The organism is Bacillus sp. NPDC060175 (assembly GCF_042728695.1).
Lineage (GTDB): Bacteria > Bacillota > Bacilli > Bacillales > Bacillaceae_G > Bacillus_A.
This window is the reverse complement of the sequence record NZ_JBHWYR010000072.1, coordinates 1-23,152: the sequence shown is the minus strand read 5'-3', so window position 1 is coordinate 23,152 and position 23,152 is coordinate 1. Positions and strand designations below refer to the sequence as shown.

Genomic DNA, 23,152 nt, shown 5'->3' with positions numbered 1-23,152 from the left:
TTTTTTTTTCTTTTTTTTTAAATTTTGACCTATTTAATTATCGGCCACCCTTTTTTTTACAAAATGTCTAACAATCGGGGTGCACTTCAAAACCGGGCGGTTTTTTTATTTCTATGTAATTAGAATTCACTTTTTGATAATGTTTTAAGTATTGGTTTTACAATCAAACCTATTAGATGAAAACCTTTATATAGAACGTAAAACGTTTAGATACTCTTCAGTCTTTTCTTCATCCCTTTCGTCTAAGGCTGAAAACATGCTCTCTATTGAGTGTTGGTATATCTTCAAATAATCTATCAGTCCAATTGTTAAATAGCTGTATATATCGGCTGCAAAAATAGGCCTATCTTAATTAAACAACTTAATTGTACTTTAAGCGTTAGTCTTGATATAAGGTGCATAATAGTAGAGGGAAAACATATTATATAACGATAAATGAAGTGTAATATAATTTCGCATATCACTATAATGTAGTCGTATTATAGGAGGTGATGATGTGGCTGGTAAAAATGAAATACAAAAAATACATGAATTGCTTCAAGCAAATGCTATAGATCCTGATTTAGTTGGGCCTACTTTTCCGCCGATTCCATCAATAACATTTCCGACAGGCCCGACAGGAAATACGGGAGCAACTGGGATAACAGGCCCGACAGGAAATACAGGAGCAACTGGGGCAACAGGCCCGACAGGAAATACGGGAGCAACTGGGGCAACAGGAAATACAGGAGCAACTGGGGTAACAGGTCCGACAGGAGGTACGGGAGTAACGGGGATAACAGGCCCGATAGGAAATACAGGAGCAACTGGGGCAACAGGCCCGACAGGAAATACAGGAGCAACCGGGGTAACAGGTCCGACAGGAAATACGGGAGTAACTGGGATAACGGGTCCGACAGGAAATATGGGAGTAACGGGGGCAACAGGTCCGACAGGAAATACGGGAGCAACTGGGATAACGGGTCCGACAGGAAATACGGGAGTAACCGGGGTAACAGGTCCGACAGGAAATACGGGAGTAACGGGGGCAACAGGTCCGACAGGAAATACGGGAGTAACTGGGATAACGGGTCCGACAGGAAATACGGGAGCAACCGGGATAACAGGTCCGACAGGAAATACGGGAGTAACCGGGGTAACAGGTCCGACAGGAAATACGGGAGTAACTGGGGTAACAGGTCCAACAGGAAATACGGGAGTAACTGGGGTAACAGGTCCGACAGGAAATACGGGAGTAACCGGGGTAACAGGCCCGATAGGAGGTACAGGGACAACCGGGGCAACGGGAGGAACTGGAGCGACAGGAAGTGGAGCGATTTTACCATTTGCTTCTGGCGGCCCGGTTATTCTGACTACAATTGCAGGTGGATTAGTAGGGACAACAAGTTTAGTTGGATTTGGGAATTCAGCAACAGGTATATCACTTGTTGGAGGCAATATTGATTTGACAGGTACGGCATTAGGGCCAATTATAAATTTTGCATTTTCAATGCCGCGTAGTGGTACCATTACTTCGTTAGCGGCATATTTTAGTGTTACTGTCGCACTAAGCTTGGTTGGTACGACGGTGACATTAAATGCGCAATTGTATCAGTCAACTACCCCGGATAATACTTTTAGCCCGATTCCAGGGGCAATAGTTACTTTATCACCTCCTTTAACGGGGGCATTAGCTTTAGGAACTATATCATCTGGGATAATAACAGGATTGAATATTCCGGTAACCCCAGCAACAAGGCTCTTGCTAGTTTTTTCTGCTACAGCTTCTGGTCTGTCACTAGTTAATACCATTACGGGTTATGCAAGTGCAGGATTAGGAATTAATTAAAAGAATTTGAGGTTACTATTTTTATCTTTATACAAGTCCCGAATAAGATTATAGTATTTATAAATTATTTGAAAGCGATAGATGTGAAAAAATACACCTTCATTTGTCGAAGGTGTATTTTTTGTTTATTTTAATATTGCTACCATCCTGCAAAAAATTATTTTATTGCATTGATATCCTTTATTATTCCTTGTTTTTTGAAAAGATGGTTAAATGAGTTGGGAGCTAAATGCGATGTATTTGTGAATGTGTACATAATAGAAAAAATATAAAAAAGTGCTAACAAGTTTGCAAACGAACTTGCTAACACCTATACAAAATAGAAATAAGATATGGCTAATATGCCACTTTTAAAAATGGGCTTAATCAATAAAAAAATTAATAAGAAATACTCATAAAACCATTCGTGATATGTATAGTAAAATATATGTAGACGATTCAGTTATTATTAAACATTTAATAAGCGGTATGGGGGAAGAAAAATGAAGATAATAGAACTACCAATTGAATTCGAATTTAACGGGAGAAAACAATGTATTTATCCGAGCTTAATCATATTAAACAATGAATTAACTTTAGTAGATACAGGTTATACAAATTTTTCATCTTTAATTGAAGATGAAATTTTAAAACATGGATATGAGATGAAAAACTTAAAAAATATAATTATTACTCATTATGATGACGATCATATAGGGTCTTTATACGATTTCAAAGTGAGATATCCTCAAATTAATATTATTGCTAGTGAAATTGAATCTAACTATATTAGTGGTGATATAAAATCAGAGAGGTTGGTTCAAGCTGAAGAAATGCTAGAACATATGCAAAATGAAGAAAAGGAATTTGGTGAATGGTTTATACAGCAGTTAAAAAATGTAAGGCATATTCCTGTTGATGAAAAAGTACATGATGGTCAAATGATTTTGAATAATGAATGTAAAATACTGGAGACGCCAGGGCATACTTCGGGGCATATTTCATTATATTTTCCAAATTTGGATTGTGTAATTACGGGAGACGCAGCTGTTCAAGATAATCGAAAATTAGTAATTGCGAATCCGAACTTTTGTTTAGATATAGAAAAAGCGGAGCAGTCTTTAAAGGAGATTAAAAATCTTAAAGCAACAAGATATTATTGCTATCATGGAGGGAAACTCACTGTATAAAATAATAAAAAACCGATCTATTTTAAAATAAAAAGATCGGTTTTTTAATTCATAGATTCTGCAATTTGAATCAAATCATTTACATTGTATTTTCTTTTTAAATGTAGTTTGTTACCAATTGAGATTTTATATTGAAAACTGTCTTTTTGAAAAATGAGCTCATATGCTAAATCAAAATGAGGGTTATATATTGCTTTTATATTATTTTTTAAGCGGTAAAATTTAGTTCCTTTATGTACATATTGGACTAATTTATTTTGAATTGGTGAAACAGTGATTTTTAAAATCGCATTAATATCTTCATTATTGTAATGGAGTTCCAAGTAATTGTTATAGATGTGACCGTGAAATTGTTGAATTTTAAATGGGAATATTGTAGGGGTAAGTATATGCTGTTTATATTTCAATTCATATTCTTTTACAATAGTAGCTTCTTTCATAAACGGATTAGTTCCATCATAAATTTGATTAATTTGAGATATTTTATTATTTTTTGTTACGATTTCTAAAATGGAACCAATAGTAAATACATTATTAGTGTCTTTGACATAAGTAATAAGAATTGTAGTATCCTCTTTAGGAGATGGTACTTCTACAATTTCATGAAAATGTTTATCTTTTTGGAAAGCAGGTAGTTTAATCCCTTCTGTTACATATGACTGCATTAATTTCTCATCATTTTTGAGTAAAGCATGTTTAAATTTACTTATTACATCGGTTTGAGATTTGGCCATAATAATTGAGGTGGATTGAAAATATAGTAAGATAAATATGCAAAAAGTCTTTATTAATTTAGTGTTCACTTTTATCACCCTCTAACTATATTTCCGTAAATTTTAAATATATATGTAAAGGAACGTATACATTTAAAAGAAGTCATAGGAGGGAAGATTATGAGCTCTTTATTTGATGTAATTGCAGATGTAATTTTATTTTATCCTCGAAATGATATGAAATTAAAACATCATATTGCGAAATTAAGCGAATTTGAGTGGTTTCGAAATTTACATGAAGATAAGAAGTATACGAGTTTAATTTGGAATAACAGCAAAATTAAGAAGTACATTTTGTCTTCTGGCAATATGGACGGACTTTTAAAATCTGAAAGAAAACAAACCGAATTCGTCCAACTTGTATATAGTGAATATAAAAAAAGAAGATAAGAATTTTTTTATTTTTCATATTTGGCGAAACAAATGGTACAATGAAAGCTAATGTGAAAAATAAGGAAAAGAAGTGGTCTATTTGAAAAACTTTTTAGAATTAGGAATTAGTGAAACTTTTAATCATACATTACGTGAAAATGGAATTTCGGAAGCAACACCAATTCAAGAGAAAGCAATTCCTGTTATTATGTCAGGAAAAGATATTATTGGGCAAGCGAAAACAGGGACGGGTAAAACGTTAGCATTCGTGTTACCGATTTTAGAAAAAATCGATCCAGAGTCTAGTGATGTTCAGGCTTTAATTGTTGCACCAACAAGGGAACTAGCACTGCAAATTACAACTGAAATTAAAAAAATGCTTGTTCAAAGAGAAGATATTAATGTACTAGCGATATATGGCGGACAAGATGTAGCACAACAATTAAGAAAATTAAAAGGTAATACACATATAGTTGTAGCGACACCAGGACGATTATTAGATCATATACGTCGTGAAACAATTGATTTAAGTAATCTTTCAACAATTGTACTAGATGAAGCGGATCAAATGCTTTATTTCGGATTCTTATATGATATTGAAGATATTTTAGATGAGACACCTGATAGTAAACAAACGATGTTATTCTCAGCAACGATGCCAAAAGATATTAAAAAATTGGCGAAACGTTATATGGAAGAGCCGCAAATGATTCAAGTACAAAGTGAAGAAGTAACGGTAGATACAATTGAGCAGCGTGTCATTGAGACGACAGATCGTGCAAAGCCAGATGCACTTCGTTTTGTTATGGATCGTGATCAGCCATTTTTAGCAGTTATTTTCTGTCGTACAAAGGTTAGAGTAAGTAAGCTGTATGATAATTTAAAAGGACTAGGTTATAATTGTGCTGAACTTCATGGTGATATACCTCAAGCGAAACGTGAAAGAGTCATGAAGAGTTTCCGCGAAGCTAAAATTCAGTACTTAATTGCGACTGATGTAGCAGCTCGTGGACTTGATGTAGATGGTGTAACGCACGTATTTAACTTTGATATCCCTGAAGATGTAGAAAGTTATATTCACCGCATTGGCCGAACAGGACGTGCAGGTGGATCAGGTCTTGCAATTACGTTCGTTGCAGCGAAAGATGAAAAACATTTAGAAGAAATTGAAAAAACGCTTGGTGCACCAATACAAAGACAAATAATCGAACAACCGATGATAAAAAATGTAGATGAAAATGGAAAACCGGTACAAAAGCCGGCTCCAAAGAAATCAGGTCAATATCGTCAAAGAGATAGCCGTGAAGGTTCAAGAAGTGGTTCAAAAGGTGGTCCAAGAAACGATTCAAGAAATAGTTCGAGAAATGATAACAATCGATCATTTAATAAGCCAAGCAATAAAAAAAGTAGTACAAAACAAGGTCAACAAAGACGTGGCCGTTAAATAGTTATTATTATAAAAGAGTCGCAAAGCGTTGCGGCTCTTTTTTATTTTTAAACAACGCAGTCGATATAAGTACAAGGGTGATTGCATAGGAATAATTTTTAAAATTTCATTCACCGTATTAAAAATAAATTTTAAAATTCATAAAGGAAATATAAAGTAGGTTGTTGTATATGTACGATAACAGGAAACTTTTTACATACTAAACATATACTTTAAATAAACCGACAGTCGGTCCGTAGGAAGGAGTACATGAATGAGGATCGTAAAAGAATATGGGGAGCGTAGAAATGAAATTTTAGAAACTGCTGAACGTTTGTTTATTACAAAAGGGTATACGAAAACTACAGTAAATGACATTTTAAAAGAGATTGGTATAGCAAAGGGGACGTTTTATCATTATTTTAAGTCGAAAGAAGAAGTAATGGATGAAATTATTATGAGGATTATTAAAGCAGATGTTGCTAAAGCGAAAGCAATTGTCTCTAATCCTAATATCCCAGTTTTAGATAAGTTATTTCGAGTTTTAATGGAACAATCACCAAAATCAGGAGATGTAAAAGATAAAATGATTGAACAATTTCATCAGCCAAATAATGCGGAAATGCATCAAAAAAGTATAGTACAATCAATTATTCATTTATCTCCTGTTTTAGCAGAGATTTTAGAACAAGGAATCGCTGAAGGCATATTTTCTACTCCATACCCACAAGAAACGATTGAATTATTACTCTCTTCAGCACAAGTCATATTTGATGAGGGTTTATTCCAGTGGAAGCCGGAAGAAATGATGAGGAGAGCTAAAGCTTATATTAAAATGATGGAAGCATCTGTTGGAGCGAAAGAGGGAGCCTTTGATTACATGGTGGAGGTTTTAATCAAACAGAAATAGTAATTTTCTGTTTGGATATTATCGACCGACAGTCGGTCTGAATCGAATGAAGGGTGTGATGAGGATGCCAGCAAGTATAAGATCTTCTATGAAAGATTTTCACTTAATGGTGAGTGGGCAAATTATTACTATTCTAGGATCAGCACTTTTACGTTTTGCTCTGTCGTTATACGTATTAGATATAACAGGGCGTGCTGATATATTCGCAGGACTATATGCAGTAACGAGTATTCCTTTTTTGCTAGCCCCTCTCGGCGGAGCAATAGCAGATCGTTTCAATCGCCGTAATTTAATGGTTATTTTTGATTTTATAAACGCTGCGATTGTATTAAGCTTTATAGTTTTGTTATTTACTGGATCTGTATCTATTCTATTAATTGGAACAATTATGTTTTTGCTAGCAGTCATTAGTGCAATGTACTCACCAGTTGTAATGGCGAGTATTCCGCAATTAGTTCCAGAGAAAAAGTTAGAACAAGCAAACGGTATCGTAAATGGTGTGCAAGCATTATCTAATATAGTAGCTCCTGTATTAGGAGGAATATTGTACGGCATAATTGGTTTGAAAATACTTGTAATAATAAGTTGCCTTGCTTTCTTTTTATCTGCGATTTTAGAAATGTTTATTACAATACCTTTTATAAAAAGAGCGCAAGAAAGCCATATAATACCGACAATTGTAAAGGATATGAAAGATGGCTTCGTATACGTTTTAAAACAACCATTTATTTTGAAATCTATGCTTTTAGCTGCATTACTAAATTTAATATTGACACCACTATTTGTTGTTGGTACTCCAATTATTATACGAGTAACAATGGAAAGTAGCGACACGTTATACGGAATTGGAATGGGATTAATCGATTTTGCTACTATTTTAGGTGCATTATCAATAGGTTTTTTTGCGAAAAAGCTGAAGATGAAAACATTGTTTTACTGGATGCTTTTAATAGCATTATTAGTAATACCAATGGCACTATCAGTTACGCCTTTTATTCTTAATTTAGGATACTATCCACCATTTATCCTCTTTATACTTTCTTCTATTTTAATTGCAATGATCATGACAATTGTATCCATCTATGTAATTACTGTAGTCCAAAAGAAAACACCAAATGAAAACCTAGGAAAAGTAATGGCAATTATAACAGCGGTATCTCAATGTATGGCACCAATTGGGCAAGTCATTTATGGTTTTATGTTTGAAGAATACAGTATGAAAATTTATTTACCTATATTAGCTATTAGTTTCATAATGATAATAATAGCGATAGTGACGAAGAAAATATTATGGAATGAGGGGAACTAGCTTAATATGATTAGGAGAATGTTAAAAAGAGATTTTTCTCAAAATAACATGATAATTACCATTTTATTTATGTTTATCATGTTATCAAGTCTTTTAATGGCTAGTGCTTCAAGTAATGTTATAAATCTATTGAACTCGATGGATCAATTGTTTAAAGTATCAAACGCACCGCACTTCGTACAAATGCATGCCGGAGAAATAAATCAAAAGTCAATCGATTCATTTGTAGCGAAAACTCCTTTTGTAAAAAAACAGCAAACAGCTGAGATGGTTCAAATAGGCGAATCTAACATTTTTATAAAGAAGAAAAATCAAGCGGAACATAATAGTGTAATGGACATTAGCTTCGTTAAACAAAATAGTAATTTTGACTTTTTATTAGATTTAAATAATGAAGTGATCGATGTTAGGAAAGGGGAAATAGGTGTACCAATTTATTATATGCAAAAATATAATTTGCGTATTGGAGATAAAATATGGGTTGTTAAAAATAATAATGAACTAGAATTGGCTATTTCGGCATTTGTTCGTGATGTTCAAATGAACCCATCACTTGTTAGTTCAAAACGATTTGTAATAAGCGATGAAGACTTCGAAAGAATAAAGGGGAATTTTGGAGAAAGTGAATATCTTATTGAATTCCAGCTAACAGATTTAGATAAAATAAATGAATTTGAAACTTTATACCAGTCATCGAACTTACCCCAAAAAGGTCCCTCTATTACGTATTCACTCTTTAAAACACTCAATTCATTAACAGATGGAATAATAGCTGCAGTGCTGATCATTATAAGTGCATTATTAATGTTAATCGCAATTTTATGTTTTAGATTTACGATTATTACTTCTATGGAAGAAGATTATCGGGAAATTGGTGTTATGAAAGCTATCGGCATTCAAAGTAAAGATATTCAAAAACTATATGTAACAAAATATGTTGTTATTTCCGCTATTGGATGTATATGTGGATATATCCTTTCGTTATTTGTTACAAAAATATTTACCTCTAACATCGCACTTTATATGGGGACAGCTAATAAAAGTATTTTACATTATGTTGTGCCATTGATAGTCACAACATTGTTATTTCTAGCCGTTATCTTTTTTTGCCGCATGATTTTGCGGAATTTCAGGAGAATTACAGCAATAGACGCTTTACGATCAAGAGATAAACTAGGAAAAAGAAAGATTAGAAGATTTTTTTCTCTCTATCAAACTAAAATTGCAAATGTAAATATATTTATTGGTATACAAGATGTAGTGAAACGATTTAAGTTATATCGAGTATTAAGTATCGTTTTTATAATTGCAGTGTTCATGATTGTTGTACCAGTTAACTTTTTGTACACGATTCAGTCACCGCAATTTGTTAATTATATGGGAACGGGAAAGAGTGATATACGAATAGATTTACAGCAATCTGAAAATATAGAAAAACGGTTTAATGACGTTATATCGTATATCGGAAACGATGAAGAGGTAGAAAAATATGCAGCATTTGTAACGAGTACATTTAAAATGGTGAAAGCTGATGGTACAAATGGAAATTTAAATGTAGAAGTGGGAGATTTCATCCAATTTCCAATAGAATATGTTAAAGGTATGGCACCAAAAAATGAAAATGAGATCGCTCTCTCTTATATGAACGCAGATGAATTAAAAAAGACTATAGGGGATGAAATCGTTTTATTTGTAGAAGGAAAAGAGAAAATGCTAACTATTAGTGGTATATATCAAGATGTAACGAATGGAGGAAAAACAGCTAAAGCGAGTTTTTCTTACAATAAAGAAAATATATTATGGTACGTAGTAAATGTAGATATGAAACCCAAAGTGAATCTGCAAGAAAAAGTGAAGGAGTATAAACAAAATTTTAATTCTGCAAAAATAACAGATACGGATAATTATTTATCTCAAACTTTAGGAGAGACGATTAAACAATTAAGACTCGTGACACAAGTGGCAATTTTGATTGCTATATTGATATCGGTTTTAATAACTGCGATGTTTTTTAAAATGTTATTGGTAAAAGATTCTTCGCAAATATTAATTATGAAAAGTATCGGCTTTTCCTACAAAGATATTCGTATACAATATGTTACTCGTTCTATTGCTATAGTATTAGTAGGTATTTTAACAGGGACATTTATAGCTGCTACGTTTGGAGAAACACTAATAAGCTGGTTAGGTTCATTTATGGGAGCAGCTCACATAAAGTTTGTTGTTAATCCGATCATTTCTTATGTGGTATGTCCAGCTATTTTATTTATATCTGTGACCGCAGCAACACTTTTCAGTAGTTTTACAGTGAAACAAACAAGTGATTTAAAGCTAAATGGGGAGTAGGAGGTGTGTAATTTGAAAAAAATTTTAGAAGTAAAACAATTAAATAAAAAATACGCAATGGATGGAAATAAAACTTACCATATGTTAAAAAATATAAATTTAGAGATTTATGAGGGAGAGTTTATATCGGTCATGGGACCTTCTGGTTCAGGAAAATCGACGTTACTATATAATATTAGCGGAATGGATCGAATGTCATCAGGAAGTGTGAAAGTTGATAGTAAAGAAATAACATGTATGAAAGAAGAGGTGTTAGCAAAATTACGACTCAGCGAAATGGGATTTATTTTTCAACAGAGCAATCTTCTTAGAAATTTGAATCTTTTTGATAATATAGTTTTGCCTGCGTATTTAGCAAAAATTGAGAGCAGGAAAATAATAAATAAACGTGCACTTGAATTGATGAAGAAAACGGGAATTAGTCAAATTGCAACTAATAATATAACTGAAGCATCAGGAGGAGAATTACAAAGGGTATCTATTTGTAGAGCGCTCATAAATAAACCTAATATTATTTTTGCTGACGAACCAACGGGTGCTTTGAATTTAAAAGCGACAGAAGAGGTAATGGATATTTTAGCAAATATAAACCGTATGGGAACTACAATTATGCTAGTTACTCATGACGTAAAGGTAGCAGCTAAAACAGAAAGAGTTCTTTTTATGGTGGACGGAGAAATTGTTAGCGAAATACAGATGGGTAAGTATAGAAAAGATGATTTGAAGGTGCGAGAAGAGAAGTTGTTAAAATGGTTAACTGTACTTAGATTTTAAAGAGATAATATTTTTGACTCCTATTGAATATAGGAGTTTTTTCTTTGTTTGAAAGTTTAAAAAGAGATATAATAATTTTCTGACTATTGGAATGTGGAGGGGGACAAATGAAACATGAAACGTTACACACACAAGAAGATATTTTAAAAATGCTTGATTCATTATTAAGACCTGCTGAACCATTTTGGAATGAATTTTATGCAAATAGAGAAAAGAATGTTCCATTTTTTGAAAATGTTCCAGATGAAAACCTAGTTTCATATTTACAAAAAGAATGGGTTTTCAAAGGGGAAGTGTTGGAGCTTGGATGTGGTCCAGGAAGAAACGCAATTTATTTAGCGAATGAAGGATTTGATGTAACCGCGGTGGATTTATCTGTAGAAGGTATTAATTGGGCGAAAGAGAGGGCGTTAGCAAAAGGGGCGAAAATTCACTTTATTTGTGATTCGATTTTTAATTTAGAAACTCAAAATGAATTTGATTTTGTATATGATTCGGGCTGTTTGCATCACATTCCACCGCATAGAAGAATGAATTATGTCGATTTAATTAATAACTCATTGAAATCTGGTGGTTATTTCGGATTAACATGTTTTGCAGCAGGTGATCTGGATGAACGAAATGGATCAGAAATAACAGATTGGGATGTATATAGGGGTTGGAGTTTACAAGGTGGACTGGCATATTCTGAAGAAAAATTAAGAGAAGTATTTAAAGAATTTGAAGTAATTGAAATTAGAAAGATGAAGCAAATTGAACAACCAAATAATATGTTTGGGGAATCATTTCTTTGGACAGCATTATTTAAGAAGAAATAAAACATAGATAATTGACAAACTCATCGTTTTTATAGACAATACATTAATAGGAACGTACGTTTGGTTTTATTGACCGATGTATGTTTTGCATAAATACATAACAAGGGGATGTCTCTAGATGAGTAATACAAATCAAAAAATCACTACGTTTTTAATGTTTGAGGGAAAAGCTGAAGAAGCGATGAAATTTTACACGTCGCTATTTGATCAATCAGAAATTGTAAGTATCTCTCATTACGATGAAAAGGGACCTGGTAAAGAGGGAACTGTAATACATGCAACATTCACGTTAAATGGCCAAGAATTCATGTGTATTGATAGTTATGTAAAGCATGATTTTACATTCACTCCATCTATGTCTCTTTATGTAACTTGTGATACGGAAGAAGAAATTGAAACTGTTTTTAATAAGTTAGCGCAAGACGGAGCAATTCTTATGCCTTTAGGTGCCTATCCATTTAGTAAAAAATTTGTCTGGTTAAATGATAAGTATGGCGTTTCTTGGCAGTTAACTCTTGCTGGAGATGAATAATATGGTGACATTAAAGTCATAAAAATAAAAGGATAATTAACTGTTACGATTTATTTAACCAATTATAACTAAAGTTAATTAAATATATCAGTAAGCCCTGCTAGTCAAGTGATTGGCTAGTAGTGGGGGTTAACTGCGGGCAATCCCTAAAGCTGATTGAACTACAGCGTGGCTAGAAATAGCGAGCGTGAATGTCGCGAAAGCAGAAAAAATCAATCAGATGGTGCAAGGTTAAATCCTAAACATTAGAACAATGGGTCTTCCGCATCGAATCATCTAAGTTGAAATTGATAAGATGAACGTTCAACGACTATCTCGTATAACTGACGAAAGTACGTCACAAGCCTATGGTGATGGAAAAATCCTCTATCTCTAAAGAGATAAACATATAGTCTGCGCTCATGTGAAAACATGAGAAGTTCATAAGAGAACTGGCTAAGGAATTGCGCCCTTAGTTGAACGAGATAAATTTAATTAAATCTATCAAACTTCATTTAATCTATCGAACGTATGTGTTATGGCAGATTCAATGAGGTGGGAATAATAATGAAATTTTTACGAGTTAGTCAAGTATCAGAATTAACAGGTTTGCATCCGAGTAGTCTCAGGAGAATGCACCAAAGTGGTGAATTAGTGCCTGAAAAGATTACTGCTGGCAAAACACGCTATTATTCAGAAGAACAAATCATTCATTATCTAAAAGGTGAGCGACCGAATAACCGTATCATAATTGGCTATTATAGAGTTAGTTTTTCGAGTCAAAAAAATGACCTAGAAAGACAAGTCGATAGAATGAAGCAATATCTCATCGCACGAGGTTATCAATTTGAAATTATCGAAGATATTGGATCTGGGATCGATTATAAGTAAAAAGGCTTTAACAAGTTAATTGAACGCATTGAGAACAATGAGGTTGAAAAAGTTGTTGTCATGCACAAAGATAGGCTTGTGAGGTTCGGTTATGAGTTGGTTGAAAAGATCTGTCAACTACATGGAACAGCGATTGAAATAATTGACAATACTGCTAAAACAGAAGAACAGGAGGTCGTAGAAGACCTTGTTCAAATCATTACAGTATTTAGTCGTAAACTTCAAGGCAAGCGCTCTAAAAAGACCAAACAGATAATCAAGGAGTTGACTTCTGATGATATTGGCGAAGAAAGTCAGACTGATTCCAACGCCTGAACAAGAAAAAGTGCTTAGAAACCATGCTGGTGCTGCAAGATTCGCTTATAACTATTGTAAAAGAAGGAGTGATAGATACTACAAGCTATTTGGAAAATCTGTTTCACAGTTAGCTTTACAGAAACGATTTACAAAGATCAAGAAGCGAAAGAGATATAAGTGGTTAAAAGACATCAATGTACAAGTTCCCAAACAGGCTTCAAAAGATTTTGACAAGGCGAGGAAAAATTCGTTCGAAAAGTACAAAAATGGTTATCACACTTCTTATAAATCCAAAAAAGATTTAATCCAAGGATTTTATGCCAATTATGAAAGACTGATTATAGGAAAGAAAGTAGTTGATATTCAGTCCATTGGAGAAGTGAAAACAAGCCAACAACTACCAAGAAACAAAAAACCATCAAATCCAAGAGTTACCTTTGATGGTCGTCACTGGTGGATTAGTGTAGGGTTCGAAGAATCCTTTGAAGCACAAGAATTAACCGATGAGTCGATTGGTGTGGATGTTGGTTTAAAAGAGCTGTTTGTGGCTTCTAATGGTATGAAAGAACGAAATATAAACAAAGATGCCAAGGTTAAAAAACTTTTGAAAAGGAAAAAGTCAGCGCAAAGAGATATATCTAGGAGATTTAAAAAAGGTGTAAAAATTCAATCCGCAGGATATGAAAAAGCAAAAACCGAACACTTTCGGTTGTCTAGGAAAATTACGAATATCCGAAATAACCATATCCATCAAGCAACAGCTAAATTGGTGAAAACCAAACCAATGAGGATTGTTGTGGAAGACTTACCTATCTCAAACCTGTTAAAAAACAAAAAACTATCGAAAGCATTTTCATTTCAAAAATTAAACTTCTTCTTTCAATGTTTATCATACAAGTGCGAGAAGTATGGCATTGAGTATGTAAAAGCTGATAAATGGTTCGCCTCAAGCAAGATTTGCTCATGTTGTGGCGTTAAATACGACCATTCAGTTCAACCAGAAGGACAGTGGAGTTTAAAAATACGTGAGTGGTGTGGTGTTCAATGCAATAGCCATCACGATAGGGATTTAAATGCTTCGATAAATTTATCAAGATGGGTAAAATAAATGCTTGATAATATGAGGTAACGATACTGCCTCGTGTGGAGTGTTATACCCCTCGTCCCTTCGGGGTTGCGAGAACACGATGAAACACTAACTTGTGTAAATTTGATTGAATTGTATAGATTTAGTTAAGTTTATCGTATCGGATGATTCAAGATTAAGATGTATCATCCCTTTTTTGTTTTACAACCGTTACCGGCTATATTTATAACAACTTAAGGGGTGCTTTTTAAGTTTTTTATATAATATAAAACTGCTAATTTAATTTTTTAGCTTATCTAGTAATGGAATTCATTAACTGGAAGAAGTATTTTGGAGACTTTATTTGCAGGTATGGTTTGCGAATTAAACAACCTTCAAAAAATATAATAGTTAAAATTTATTGGTTTTAGAATAATGAAATTAGGCTCAATATACCAACTTAATTCTTCATAATTGAATTGTGGTATAATTTACATGTAGGGGGAAAGTAGATGACACAACATAAAGAAGAACAAATGAATGAGGCACTAGCATTATTTTACTTTGCATATAAAACTTTTACAGAAAAACCAGATGAAATTATAAAAGAGTACGGTATACAGCGTGTACACCATAGAATTCTGTTTTTTATTGCTCGTTTTCCGGGGCTTAGTGTAAATGAATTGCTATCACTTTTAGAAATAAGTAAACAAGCTCTTCACGGACCGTTGCGCCAACTGTTAGAAAAAGGACTTATTGAGAGTAATGAAGCTGCACATGATCGTCGTGTGAAACAGCTGTCTTTAACAGAAGAAGGAACAGACTTAGAGAAAAAACTGAGCGATGTTCAAAGAGAGCAAATGGGGGCTATTTTCTCACAGTTTGGCGAATCATGTGAAGAAAGTTGGCATCAAGTTATGAATGAAATGGCAAATAGCCGTTCAGGCTTTGATGCATGGTCGTCTAAGCGTGAAATACCAGTAGAATAAAAGATATAAATAGTATCTTCTTTTGTAGTTTGAAAAATCATAAATTCTTATCTGTATATTTGGCAACTATGAATAAATCATAGAATGTATGGATAAAAAATTCACATTACCAAAAACTTTATATGTGTACGTATTGAAATTTTAAAATTCATATTTCCGAGAGGGGAATTATAATGATAAAACTTGTACTTATTCGTCACGGACAAAGTTTGTGGAATCTTGAAAATCGATTTACAGGATGGACAGATATAGATTTATCAAAGAATGGATTAAGTGAAGCGAGAGAAGCAGGAACAATATTAAAAAATAATGGATATACGTTTGATGTTGCGTATACATCAGTATTAAAACGAGCAATACGGACATTATGGATTGTACTTCATGAAATGGATCTTACTTGGGTCCCTATACATAACTCATGGAAGTTGAATGAACGCCATTATGGTGCACTACAAGGATTGAATAAAGACGAAACTGCAAAAAAATACGGAGATGAAAAAGTTCATATTTGGAGAAGAAGTATAGATGTGAGACCGCCTGCACTTACTGAAGATGATCCCCGATATACAGCGAACGCTCCGAGATACAAAACGTTAAAAAAAGGCGAATTTCCATTGACTGAATGTTTAGAGGATACGGAGAAAAGAGTACTTGATTATTGGCATGCAGAAATCGCACCGGCATTAAAAAGTGGTGAAAAAGTAATTATTTCATCACACGGCAATACGATTCGTTCACTTGTGAAATACTTAGACAATCTCTCAAATGATGGTGTAGTAACATTAAATATACCGACTAGCATTCCACTTGTTTATGAATTAGACGAAAATTTACATCCAATTCGTCATTATTACTTAAGTATGGACGGAGAAGTACCTGAAGGGGAAATTCCGAAACATATTTCTTTTTAACATGAAAATTTGAAACGTATGCTTGTCTACATATACAATGTAGATTCATGACAAAAGACGTGGTCTGCTTCTAATGTATATGCGATGTAGCTAACTTTAGAAGGTTGTCCACGTCTTTTGTCATAAAGATGGCTCTTTGCGCATGTAATGGTATCGTGAGTAGTTTTGGAATGGAGGGTGATGTGATTGACGATCTCTAACATTCGAATCGGCTTATTTATTCTAGCAATCATCTTTGTAGTTCTTGTTTTCTTTTATTGGAAAAATGAAGAATTGTATGAGGAGAAGAAACAACGAATTCGAAAAACTTGGTATGGTTTGTTTATAACATCAGTCACAGTTTATTTCATGATAAAAGGAATAGATTTAACCCTCTGGAAAAATCTATTAATGTTCACTGCGATGGTAATTTTCGTTGATATTGCATTCATTTTGACACCTAATATTTCAGAAATATGGGGCGCGAAATTCAGCGATATTGGAAAGACGGTCCAATCAATTAAACGGTCATTAATTGCTTCAAAAGCAAGAGGAGAAATATATACGACAATTATTCAAAATGTAAATCCAGTAGCATTTGGGACAATGGAATGGAATACGGAAGAAGAGTATACAAATAGTTTAAACGTATTTCTTGATTCGTATGGGGAAAAAGTAGGTGCGAAAATTGTTGTATTTGAAGCAGCGATCGAATTAAATACGAATTTCCGTGGTATTCGCTCTCAATTTAGTATTACAGTACCTTTAGAACACATAGAGCAATTGAATGGTCAGCAAGCGGTTCAAGTAGAAAATGTCGGAATTATACCAGCAAAAATAGTGAATGATGTTTTTATTGTTATTGATGGAAAGAAGAATAATCTACAAGATCGTGACTTTGAAAATGTATATAATTTAACAATACATCATAGTTATTTTAGTAAGTAAGGACAGAATCGTTTTCTGTCCTTTTCTCCAATACATAATTTAGAAAAAAATCGGACAAAGTTGTATAAAATTGGACAATCATTCCTACACTAGTACGTAGAGGTGATTGTATTGATAAAAGATTATGATAATGATTTTTTTAAAGAAGAGACTGAAGATACAACAGATTTCTCTTTAATAAAAGGAGATACTTTGCAGCAAGTAGAAGAGTTAGAAGAAGAATTAAAAAGAAAATGATAAGTGTACACTCTGTCTACATTTACTATATAATATAAATAAAAGGTTGTATCTTTTGTAAAAGGGGGAGAAGGTATGGCAGAATTAAATGTACAAAAATCTTCGTTTTTTAAAGATAAAAAGGAAGAATCAAATACAGATTTCTCTCTTGTGAAAGGTGCATTAACGAAAAAAATAGATCACTTAGAGAAACTGATTGATGGGAAAACATCTAAATATATACAACATAAGAAATTGAAGGAGAATACATAAATGTGTTCTCCTTCAATTTCTTATTTCGTTATTGGCAGGGAATTATTCAGTATAAAAGTAAAATGGTGAATCATGATATAATAGAAGGTGATTTAAGTTATTTACATATTGATTGTATTTGAGAGAGGAGCTTGAAAAATGTATTCTACTTTAGAACAATTAACAAAGCACCCTGTATTTTATCATTTTGCAGAAATTTCAAAGATTCCTAGAGGATCAGGTAATGAAAAGGAAATTAGTGATTATTTAGTGGGCTTTGCAAAAGAGCGTAACTTAGAAGTGATTCAAGATGAAGCATTAAATGTCATTATTAAAAAAGACGCAACTGCTGGCTATGAGAGTGTACCAGCTATTATCATTCAAGGTCACATGGATATGGTTTGTGAAAAAAATCAAGCAACAGTACATGATTTTGAAAAAAATCCAATTGAATTACGAATTATTGGGGATATGCTATACGCGAATCAAACAACTTTAGGCGCTGATAACGGTATTGCTGTTGCATATGCATTAGCTTTATTAGATTCAAAAGATATTCCGCATCCAGCACTTGAAGTAGTAATTACTACTGAAGAAGAAACGACAATGGGCGGAGCTTTTGCTGTTGATGCAAACCACTTTGATGGAAAGATCTTTATAAATATTGATTCTGAAGAAGATCATAAATTACTTGTAAGTAGCGCTGGTGGTGCAAAAGCAGTTGAAACAATTCCAGTAATTTGGGATGAGGCACCAGTTGATATGGATACATACCGTCTATATGTTGGTGGACTTAAGGGCGGACATTCTGGTATGGAAATTGATAAACAACGCGGAAATGCGAACAAAGTACTAGGACGAGTTTTACGTGATTTATCAATAAATATTCAATTTGGTATAAGTGATGCTCACGGCGGATTAAAAACGAATGCAATTCCACGTGAAAGTGTAGCTACAATTTTATTACGTCAAGAAGATGTAGAGCAAGTAGAAGAAAAATTAAAATCATGGACACGAGTATTACAAGAAGAAATGCGTGCTGTTGATCCGGACGTTCATGTTACACTTACAAAATTAGATGAGAAAGTAGAAAAAGTATTTGCTAAAGAAACACAAAAACAGCTTATTTCATCATTATTCTTAATTCCAAATGGCATACAAAGTATGAGCATGGATATTAAAGGGCTTGTAGAAAGTTCAACAAATTTAGGCGTTATTGAAACATTGCAAGATGAAATTAAATTGCGAAACGAAGTAAGAAGTTCTGTAAGTAGTTTAAAACGACATATTGCGGATGAAATTAAATATATTGCTGAATTAGTTGGAGCAACATTTGAATTAGAGTCAGAATATCCGGAGTGGCCATACAATCCAAACTCACAAATTCGTAATTTGTTTGAAAAAGTACATCAAGAAAAATACAACAAAGATGTTGAAATCTTCGCTGTACATGCAGGGATTGAATGCAGTGTATTCGTTCAAAAGATGCCTGAATTAGATGCAATTTCATTCGGGCCAGATATATTCAACGTCCACACTCCAGATGAGCATATTAGTATTTCTTCTGTTGTGAACAACTGGGGATTCTTCGTTGATGTAATGCAGGGAACGAAAGAATTAGCTAAGTAATAACGATAAAATGAAAAGTAGCCTATAAAAATTTATAGGCTACTTTTTTTGTGTTGGAATTTATTAGAAGTTATTTTCCGTTAGTATGTAATATTAAGCTTGAACAATTAATAAGGATGAATTGTTGATGTTTTTTAGTACTTATGAAGGGAAGAAAGCAATTTATTGTTTGTATGTTTTTATTGTTCTTCACATTTAGCTTCATTGGTGTTCACAAAATAATAGCAGAAGAAGTTGAATTTTCAGGAACAGCTGCTCCATTGAATGTAAATGTTAGAGAAGAAAAAAGTTTGAATGCAAATATTGTAGATGTGATTCCCGGAAATACAAAAGTATCTTTTAAAGGATGGGAGTATGGTGAAGCGGTTAAAGATTACTGGACAGGAAATTTAGATAATCGTTGGTTTTATTATTTTAAAGATGGGAAAAAAGTATATGTAACGTCAGCTTATATTAATGGGAATCCTCCAAATACATCAACAGATCGTAAATTATCTGTTCCTAACATATTACAAGAAGGATCAAATTGGTGTTGGGCGGGCACTTCGGTTTCAGTTTTAAATTATTTTGGGAAAACTCCTTCACAAGATCAGTATGTTAGGTATGTCAAAGGTGGATCATATAATAATCCTGCAACTTCACGTGAAATACAATATGGATTATCGGGATATGGTGTTAGCTCAGCTATAAGTTCTGGAGCAAAATCGTATGATTGGTTCAAAAATCAAATTAATAGTAATCAACCGATAATTGCACTCATTATGTGGCAAAATGGTGCTAACATCGGACACTTTCTAGTACTTGATGGATTCTATAAAGGTACAAATGGAACAGACTATATAACTTACATGGACCCTTGGTATGGTGATCATTATAATCATAATTTCAGTACGTTCCATAACAATAATAATTTTTGGTGGAATGAAACTGTTTATAATATCCGTGCAAACTAATAATATTAAAAGTGTGGGGGTTCATTAATGGGAAAACTACTTAAGCTTGTGATACCATGCATTTGTTTAATGACTGTTATTATTTTCGCTAGTAAAATTAGTTATGCATCAAAAAATAAAGGTGAGCCAGTACAATCGATCGCATTAAAAGATTATCAATATAGTAAGAGTAGTTCTTCTGAAAATGTAAGTTTTGAAAAAATAACAACCTCTCCATTTTCGTTACCAATCTATGAAACAATTCCAGCACAGCAAATGTTAAATAGCTCTGAATTTAAGCATATACTATTACCAACAAATGAAAAGTTGTGGTTTATTATGAAGGGTGAGCAGCCAGAAGGACTAATTGTTGCGAATGATACTGAACCGATTCGAACGGGTGGAGAAAATAGAAGTAAAGATTTATATGGGTTATATAAAGTAATAAAAAATAATACAAATGAAACAAAAAATATTAGTTATTTTGAATTTGAAGGGCAAGGAATATTGATAGTAAATCAAAATAATGACCAAGAAATATATCTTAGTAAGGGTGCTGCTGCTATATTAAAACTTCCTGCTGGTCAAAAAATATTAAGCAGTGAAATAATACAGAAAATGAAAGAGAGAATCGTAACTGCTTTTGAATAGTTAATTATAAACTGAATAAATATATACGTATGTAATATAAAATTTCATGTACTGTATTAGTTTTAGAAATGAATACATTCATAAAAAATACAGTAGAAGGAGCAGAAAAGATAACAAGTGAAAAAAGCGCGTGATGTTATAGGGATAAATGGTGATTATAGTAGAGATTTTGTATACTCTTCACATTAAGGTTAATGGCAGCATTAGGGTACCTCATCTATACGGTTATATGCATTCCAGAGTTTTTATAAATGGTTCGATTTAAATCGTGCTCCATATGTAATAATTTAATTAAAAAATCTTGACCTTAACACTATGTAAAGGTTTACAGTAAAACAAAAAAGGAGGTTAAGAAATGCAAAAAATAACGAAATTGTGTATGAGTGCTGTACTAACCACATCTATTATTAGTGGTTATGCTCAAGTTAAGGGAATTGAGAAAGTTCAGGCGAAGGAAATTGAAAAAACGCAGAGAGAAGATAGGAAGAAAGTAGAGGCGCAAAAAATAGTAGGAAAGTATACAATGCCAGATGAAAAAAGCAAACATGAAGGAACATGGCTACAATGGCCTCATGAATTTACATACGGGCCAAAATATCAGCAAGAAGTAGAACCGATTTGGATTCAAATGACAGAATCTTTAAGTAAAGGCGAAAAAGTTCATATTGTTGCATATGATCAAGAAGAGAAAGAAAGAATTATTGAAGTTTTAACGGATCAAGGGGTAAATATGGAGAAAATTGATTTCTTTATCGCACCTACTGACGACGTATGGGCTAGAGATACTGGTCCAATTTTTGTTTACGATAATGACAAAAATCTAAAGATATTAGATCCAGGATTTAACGGATGGGGAAAGAAAACGCCATATAAGAAAGATGCTCGTCTTCGTGAGAATCTTAGCAATCAGTTAGGCATTGAAAGAATTAATTGGAATAAATTTGTTCTTGAAGGTGGCGCATTTGAATTAGATGGTAATGGAACTGTTTTATTAACTAGAAGTGCTGTGACGAATAAAAATAGGAACGCTAAATTGTCAGAAAAGGATATTGAAAAATATTTTAGTGAACTTGGGGTAACAAATTTTATTTGGTTAGATGGAGCACCTAACTTAGATATTACTGATTTTCATATTGATGGATTCGCCAAATTCCACGATAAATCTACTATTATAACGTTAAAAGAAAAAGATTTGGCTGAATGGGGAGCGTCTGGCAAAGATATTAACAGGTTGCTGCAGGCAAAAGATGCTACAGGTAATAAGTACAAGTATGTATATCTACCGCTAAGCAAGAATAATGTTACATTAAAAAATGGGAAGAAGCTTGATTATAAAGGTACCTATATTAATTATTATATAGCGAATGAAGTTATCTTAGTTCCAAACTATAATGATCCTAATGATAAAATAGCAAATGAGATGATTCAAAAACTTTATCCTGATCGTAAAGTGGTGGGGATTGATGTAAGAGAGCTGTATAAAAATGGTGGTATGATTCATTGTATTACTCAACAACAACCAATTAATTTAAAATAATATATTTATAATTCTTTGAGAATTTGTCTATTTCTTATGAGAACCTGTTTATCCATAGGATAGGTAAGATGCGATAGCATTTTTACCTATTTTATTGTATTTTTTATGAGTTAAGTATAACTTTCCTATAAACTAAAGAAACCCACCCTTTTTGAAAAAATCTTAATCAAAATGGATGGATTTTCTGAATGAAAAGCGATACTTGTTGTTGCGGTAGAAATATGGTTTAAAGGTATGTTTTCACCTTTTAAAAGTCGTTGAAGCCCTTCAATAAATCATCCAAAGACTCCTCTATTATGAGCATTTTAAAAGTTTCTAGCACAATCATTCTTACTAAAATATCTATAAGAATAAGATTTATATGTTTTTTTAGCAATCCATACATGCCCATCAACTTCAGAATGCAGAAGTACCCTAAATAATAAAAGTTCAGCGGCTTTTCTGTTGTTATTTGTAACTTAAACGCATTATACTTGGCCGATTATTGTGCAACCTTTTCAAATAAATGACTTTCTTTATTTGAAAATAAGGGTGCATCTATAAAACCATAATGATAAACTAAAATACCTAATTCCACTCTAGAATGAATATGCCATTTTTCTTTAATATGATTAATTA

22 protein-coding genes and 1 pseudogene are annotated in these 23,152 nt (G+C 33.0%); 21 read left to right on the top strand and 2 right to left on the bottom strand.

Annotation, left to right across the window (positions count from 1 at the left end; genetic code table 11):
• Positions 1–496 precede the first annotated feature (496 nt).
• Positions 497–1,828, top strand: coding sequence for an exosporium glycoprotein BclB-related protein (locus ACFWDE_RS24975; protein ID WP_377895437.1), 1,332 nt, complete (start codon positions 497–499; stop codon positions 1,826–1,828).
• Positions 1,829–2,310: 482 nt separating this feature from the next.
• Positions 2,311–2,997, top strand: coding sequence for an MBL fold metallo-hydrolase (locus ACFWDE_RS24970; protein WP_377895435.1), 687 nt, complete (start codon positions 2,311–2,313; stop codon positions 2,995–2,997).
• A 44-nt stretch (positions 2,998–3,041) separates the two neighbouring features.
• Here the strand turns inward: ACFWDE_RS24970 and ACFWDE_RS24965 are convergent, their stop codons facing one another.
• Complete coding sequence (locus ACFWDE_RS24965; RefSeq protein ID WP_377895434.1) at positions 3,042–3,800, bottom strand: hypothetical protein; 759 nt, start codon at positions 3,798–3,800, stop codon at positions 3,042–3,044.
• A gap of 90 nt (positions 3,801–3,890) precedes the next feature.
• On the opposite strand from ACFWDE_RS24965, the gene ACFWDE_RS24960 reads away from it, so the two are divergent.
• The 19 genes and pseudogenes from ACFWDE_RS24960 to ACFWDE_RS24870 all read left to right on the top strand — a co-directional run bounded on the left by ACFWDE_RS24960 (position 3,891) and on the right by ACFWDE_RS24870 (position 22,534).
• Positions 3,891–4,160 carry a hypothetical protein gene (locus ACFWDE_RS24960; RefSeq protein WP_377895432.1) on the top strand — a complete coding sequence of 90 codons (270 nt, stop codon included), beginning with the start codon at positions 3,891–3,893 and terminating at the stop codon, positions 4,158–4,160.
• Between the two features lie 73 nt (positions 4,161–4,233).
• Entirely contained in the window at positions 4,234–5,586 is a 1,353-nt protein-coding gene (locus ACFWDE_RS24955) for a DEAD/DEAH box helicase (protein ID WP_377895430.1), read from the top strand.
• Positions 5,587–5,842: 256 nt separating this feature from the next.
• On the top strand, positions 5,843–6,478 hold the full coding sequence (locus ACFWDE_RS24950; protein WP_377895428.1) for a TetR/AcrR family transcriptional regulator: 636 nt from the start codon (positions 5,843–5,845) through the stop codon (positions 6,476–6,478).
• 46 nt (positions 6,479–6,524) lie between these two features.
• The gene (locus tag ACFWDE_RS24945) at positions 6,525–7,787 is read left to right on the top strand and encodes an MFS transporter (protein WP_377895425.1); all 1,263 of its coding nucleotides are present in this window, start codon (positions 6,525–6,527) and stop codon (positions 7,785–7,787) included.
• 6 nt (positions 7,788–7,793) lie between these two features.
• Positions 7,794–10,133 carry an ABC transporter permease gene (locus tag ACFWDE_RS24940; protein ID WP_377895422.1) on the top strand — a complete coding sequence of 780 codons (2,340 nt, stop codon included), beginning with the start codon at positions 7,794–7,796 and terminating at the stop codon, positions 10,131–10,133.
• A 12-nt stretch (positions 10,134–10,145) separates the two neighbouring features.
• Positions 10,146–10,907, top strand: coding sequence for an ABC transporter ATP-binding protein (locus tag ACFWDE_RS24935; RefSeq protein ID WP_377895420.1), 762 nt, complete (start codon positions 10,146–10,148; stop codon positions 10,905–10,907).
• A 107-nt stretch (positions 10,908–11,014) separates the two neighbouring features.
• Positions 11,015–11,725, top strand: coding sequence for a class I SAM-dependent methyltransferase (locus ACFWDE_RS24930; RefSeq protein WP_377895418.1), 711 nt, complete (start codon positions 11,015–11,017; stop codon positions 11,723–11,725).
• 118 nt (positions 11,726–11,843) lie between these two features.
• A complete protein-coding gene (locus tag ACFWDE_RS24925) occupies positions 11,844–12,257 on the top strand; it encodes a VOC family protein (protein WP_377895416.1) in 414 nt (137 codons plus the stop codon).
• 546 nt (positions 12,258–12,803) lie between these two features.
• Positions 12,804–13,442 (top strand): annotated as a pseudogene (locus tag ACFWDE_RS24920) (IS607 family transposase).
• Positions 13,402–14,532 (top strand): RNA-guided endonuclease InsQ/TnpB family protein, encoded by a 1,131-nt coding sequence (locus tag ACFWDE_RS24915; RefSeq protein ID WP_377895414.1) that lies wholly within the window; start codon positions 13,402–13,404, stop codon positions 14,530–14,532. Before ACFWDE_RS24920 ends, ACFWDE_RS24915 begins: the two are co-directional and overlap by 41 nt.
• Positions 14,533–15,002: 470 nt before the next feature.
• A complete protein-coding gene (locus ACFWDE_RS24910) occupies positions 15,003–15,479 on the top strand; it encodes a MarR family winged helix-turn-helix transcriptional regulator (RefSeq protein WP_002147949.1) in 477 nt (158 codons plus the stop codon).
• 173 nt (positions 15,480–15,652) lie between these two features.
• Complete coding sequence (gpmA, locus tag ACFWDE_RS24905) at positions 15,653–16,390, top strand: 2,3-diphosphoglycerate-dependent phosphoglycerate mutase (RefSeq protein WP_002147947.1); 738 nt, start codon at positions 15,653–15,655, stop codon at positions 16,388–16,390.
• Between the two features lie 186 nt (positions 16,391–16,576).
• Positions 16,577–17,317: a type II toxin-antitoxin system SpoIISA family toxin gene (locus tag ACFWDE_RS24900; RefSeq protein WP_002147945.1), complete on the top strand. Its 741-nt coding sequence runs from the start codon at positions 16,577–16,579 to the stop codon at positions 17,315–17,317.
• 111 nt (positions 17,318–17,428) lie between these two features.
• Entirely contained in the window at positions 17,429–17,554 is a 126-nt protein-coding gene (locus tag ACFWDE_RS24895) for a hypothetical protein (RefSeq protein WP_033717878.1), read from the top strand.
• 75 nt (positions 17,555–17,629) lie between these two features.
• The gene (locus ACFWDE_RS24890; protein WP_002147944.1) at positions 17,630–17,806 is read left to right on the top strand and encodes a hypothetical protein; all 177 of its coding nucleotides are present in this window, start codon (positions 17,630–17,632) and stop codon (positions 17,804–17,806) included.
• A 138-nt stretch (positions 17,807–17,944) separates the two neighbouring features.
• Positions 17,945–19,414 carry a beta-Ala-His dipeptidase gene (gene pepD / locus ACFWDE_RS24885; protein WP_377895410.1) on the top strand — a complete coding sequence of 490 codons (1,470 nt, stop codon included), beginning with the start codon at positions 17,945–17,947 and terminating at the stop codon, positions 19,412–19,414.
• A gap of 143 nt (positions 19,415–19,557) precedes the next feature.
• Positions 19,558–20,367, top strand: coding sequence for a papain-like cysteine protease family protein (locus ACFWDE_RS24880; RefSeq protein WP_377895408.1), 810 nt, complete (start codon positions 19,558–19,560; stop codon positions 20,365–20,367).
• A gap of 27 nt (positions 20,368–20,394) precedes the next feature.
• Entirely contained in the window at positions 20,395–20,997 is a 603-nt protein-coding gene (locus ACFWDE_RS24875) for a hypothetical protein (RefSeq protein WP_377895406.1), read from the top strand.
• Positions 20,998–21,352: 355 nt separating this feature from the next.
• Entirely contained in the window at positions 21,353–22,534 is a 1,182-nt protein-coding gene (locus tag ACFWDE_RS24870; protein WP_377895404.1) for an agmatine deiminase family protein, read from the top strand.
• Positions 22,535–23,015: 481 nt separating this feature from the next.
• On the opposite strand, the gene ACFWDE_RS24865 is transcribed toward ACFWDE_RS24870, so the two are convergent.
• Entirely contained in the window at positions 23,016–23,150 is a 135-nt protein-coding gene (locus ACFWDE_RS24865) for a LuxR family transcriptional regulator (protein WP_377895439.1), read from the bottom strand.
• Between the last annotated feature and the right edge of the window lie 2 nt (positions 23,151–23,152).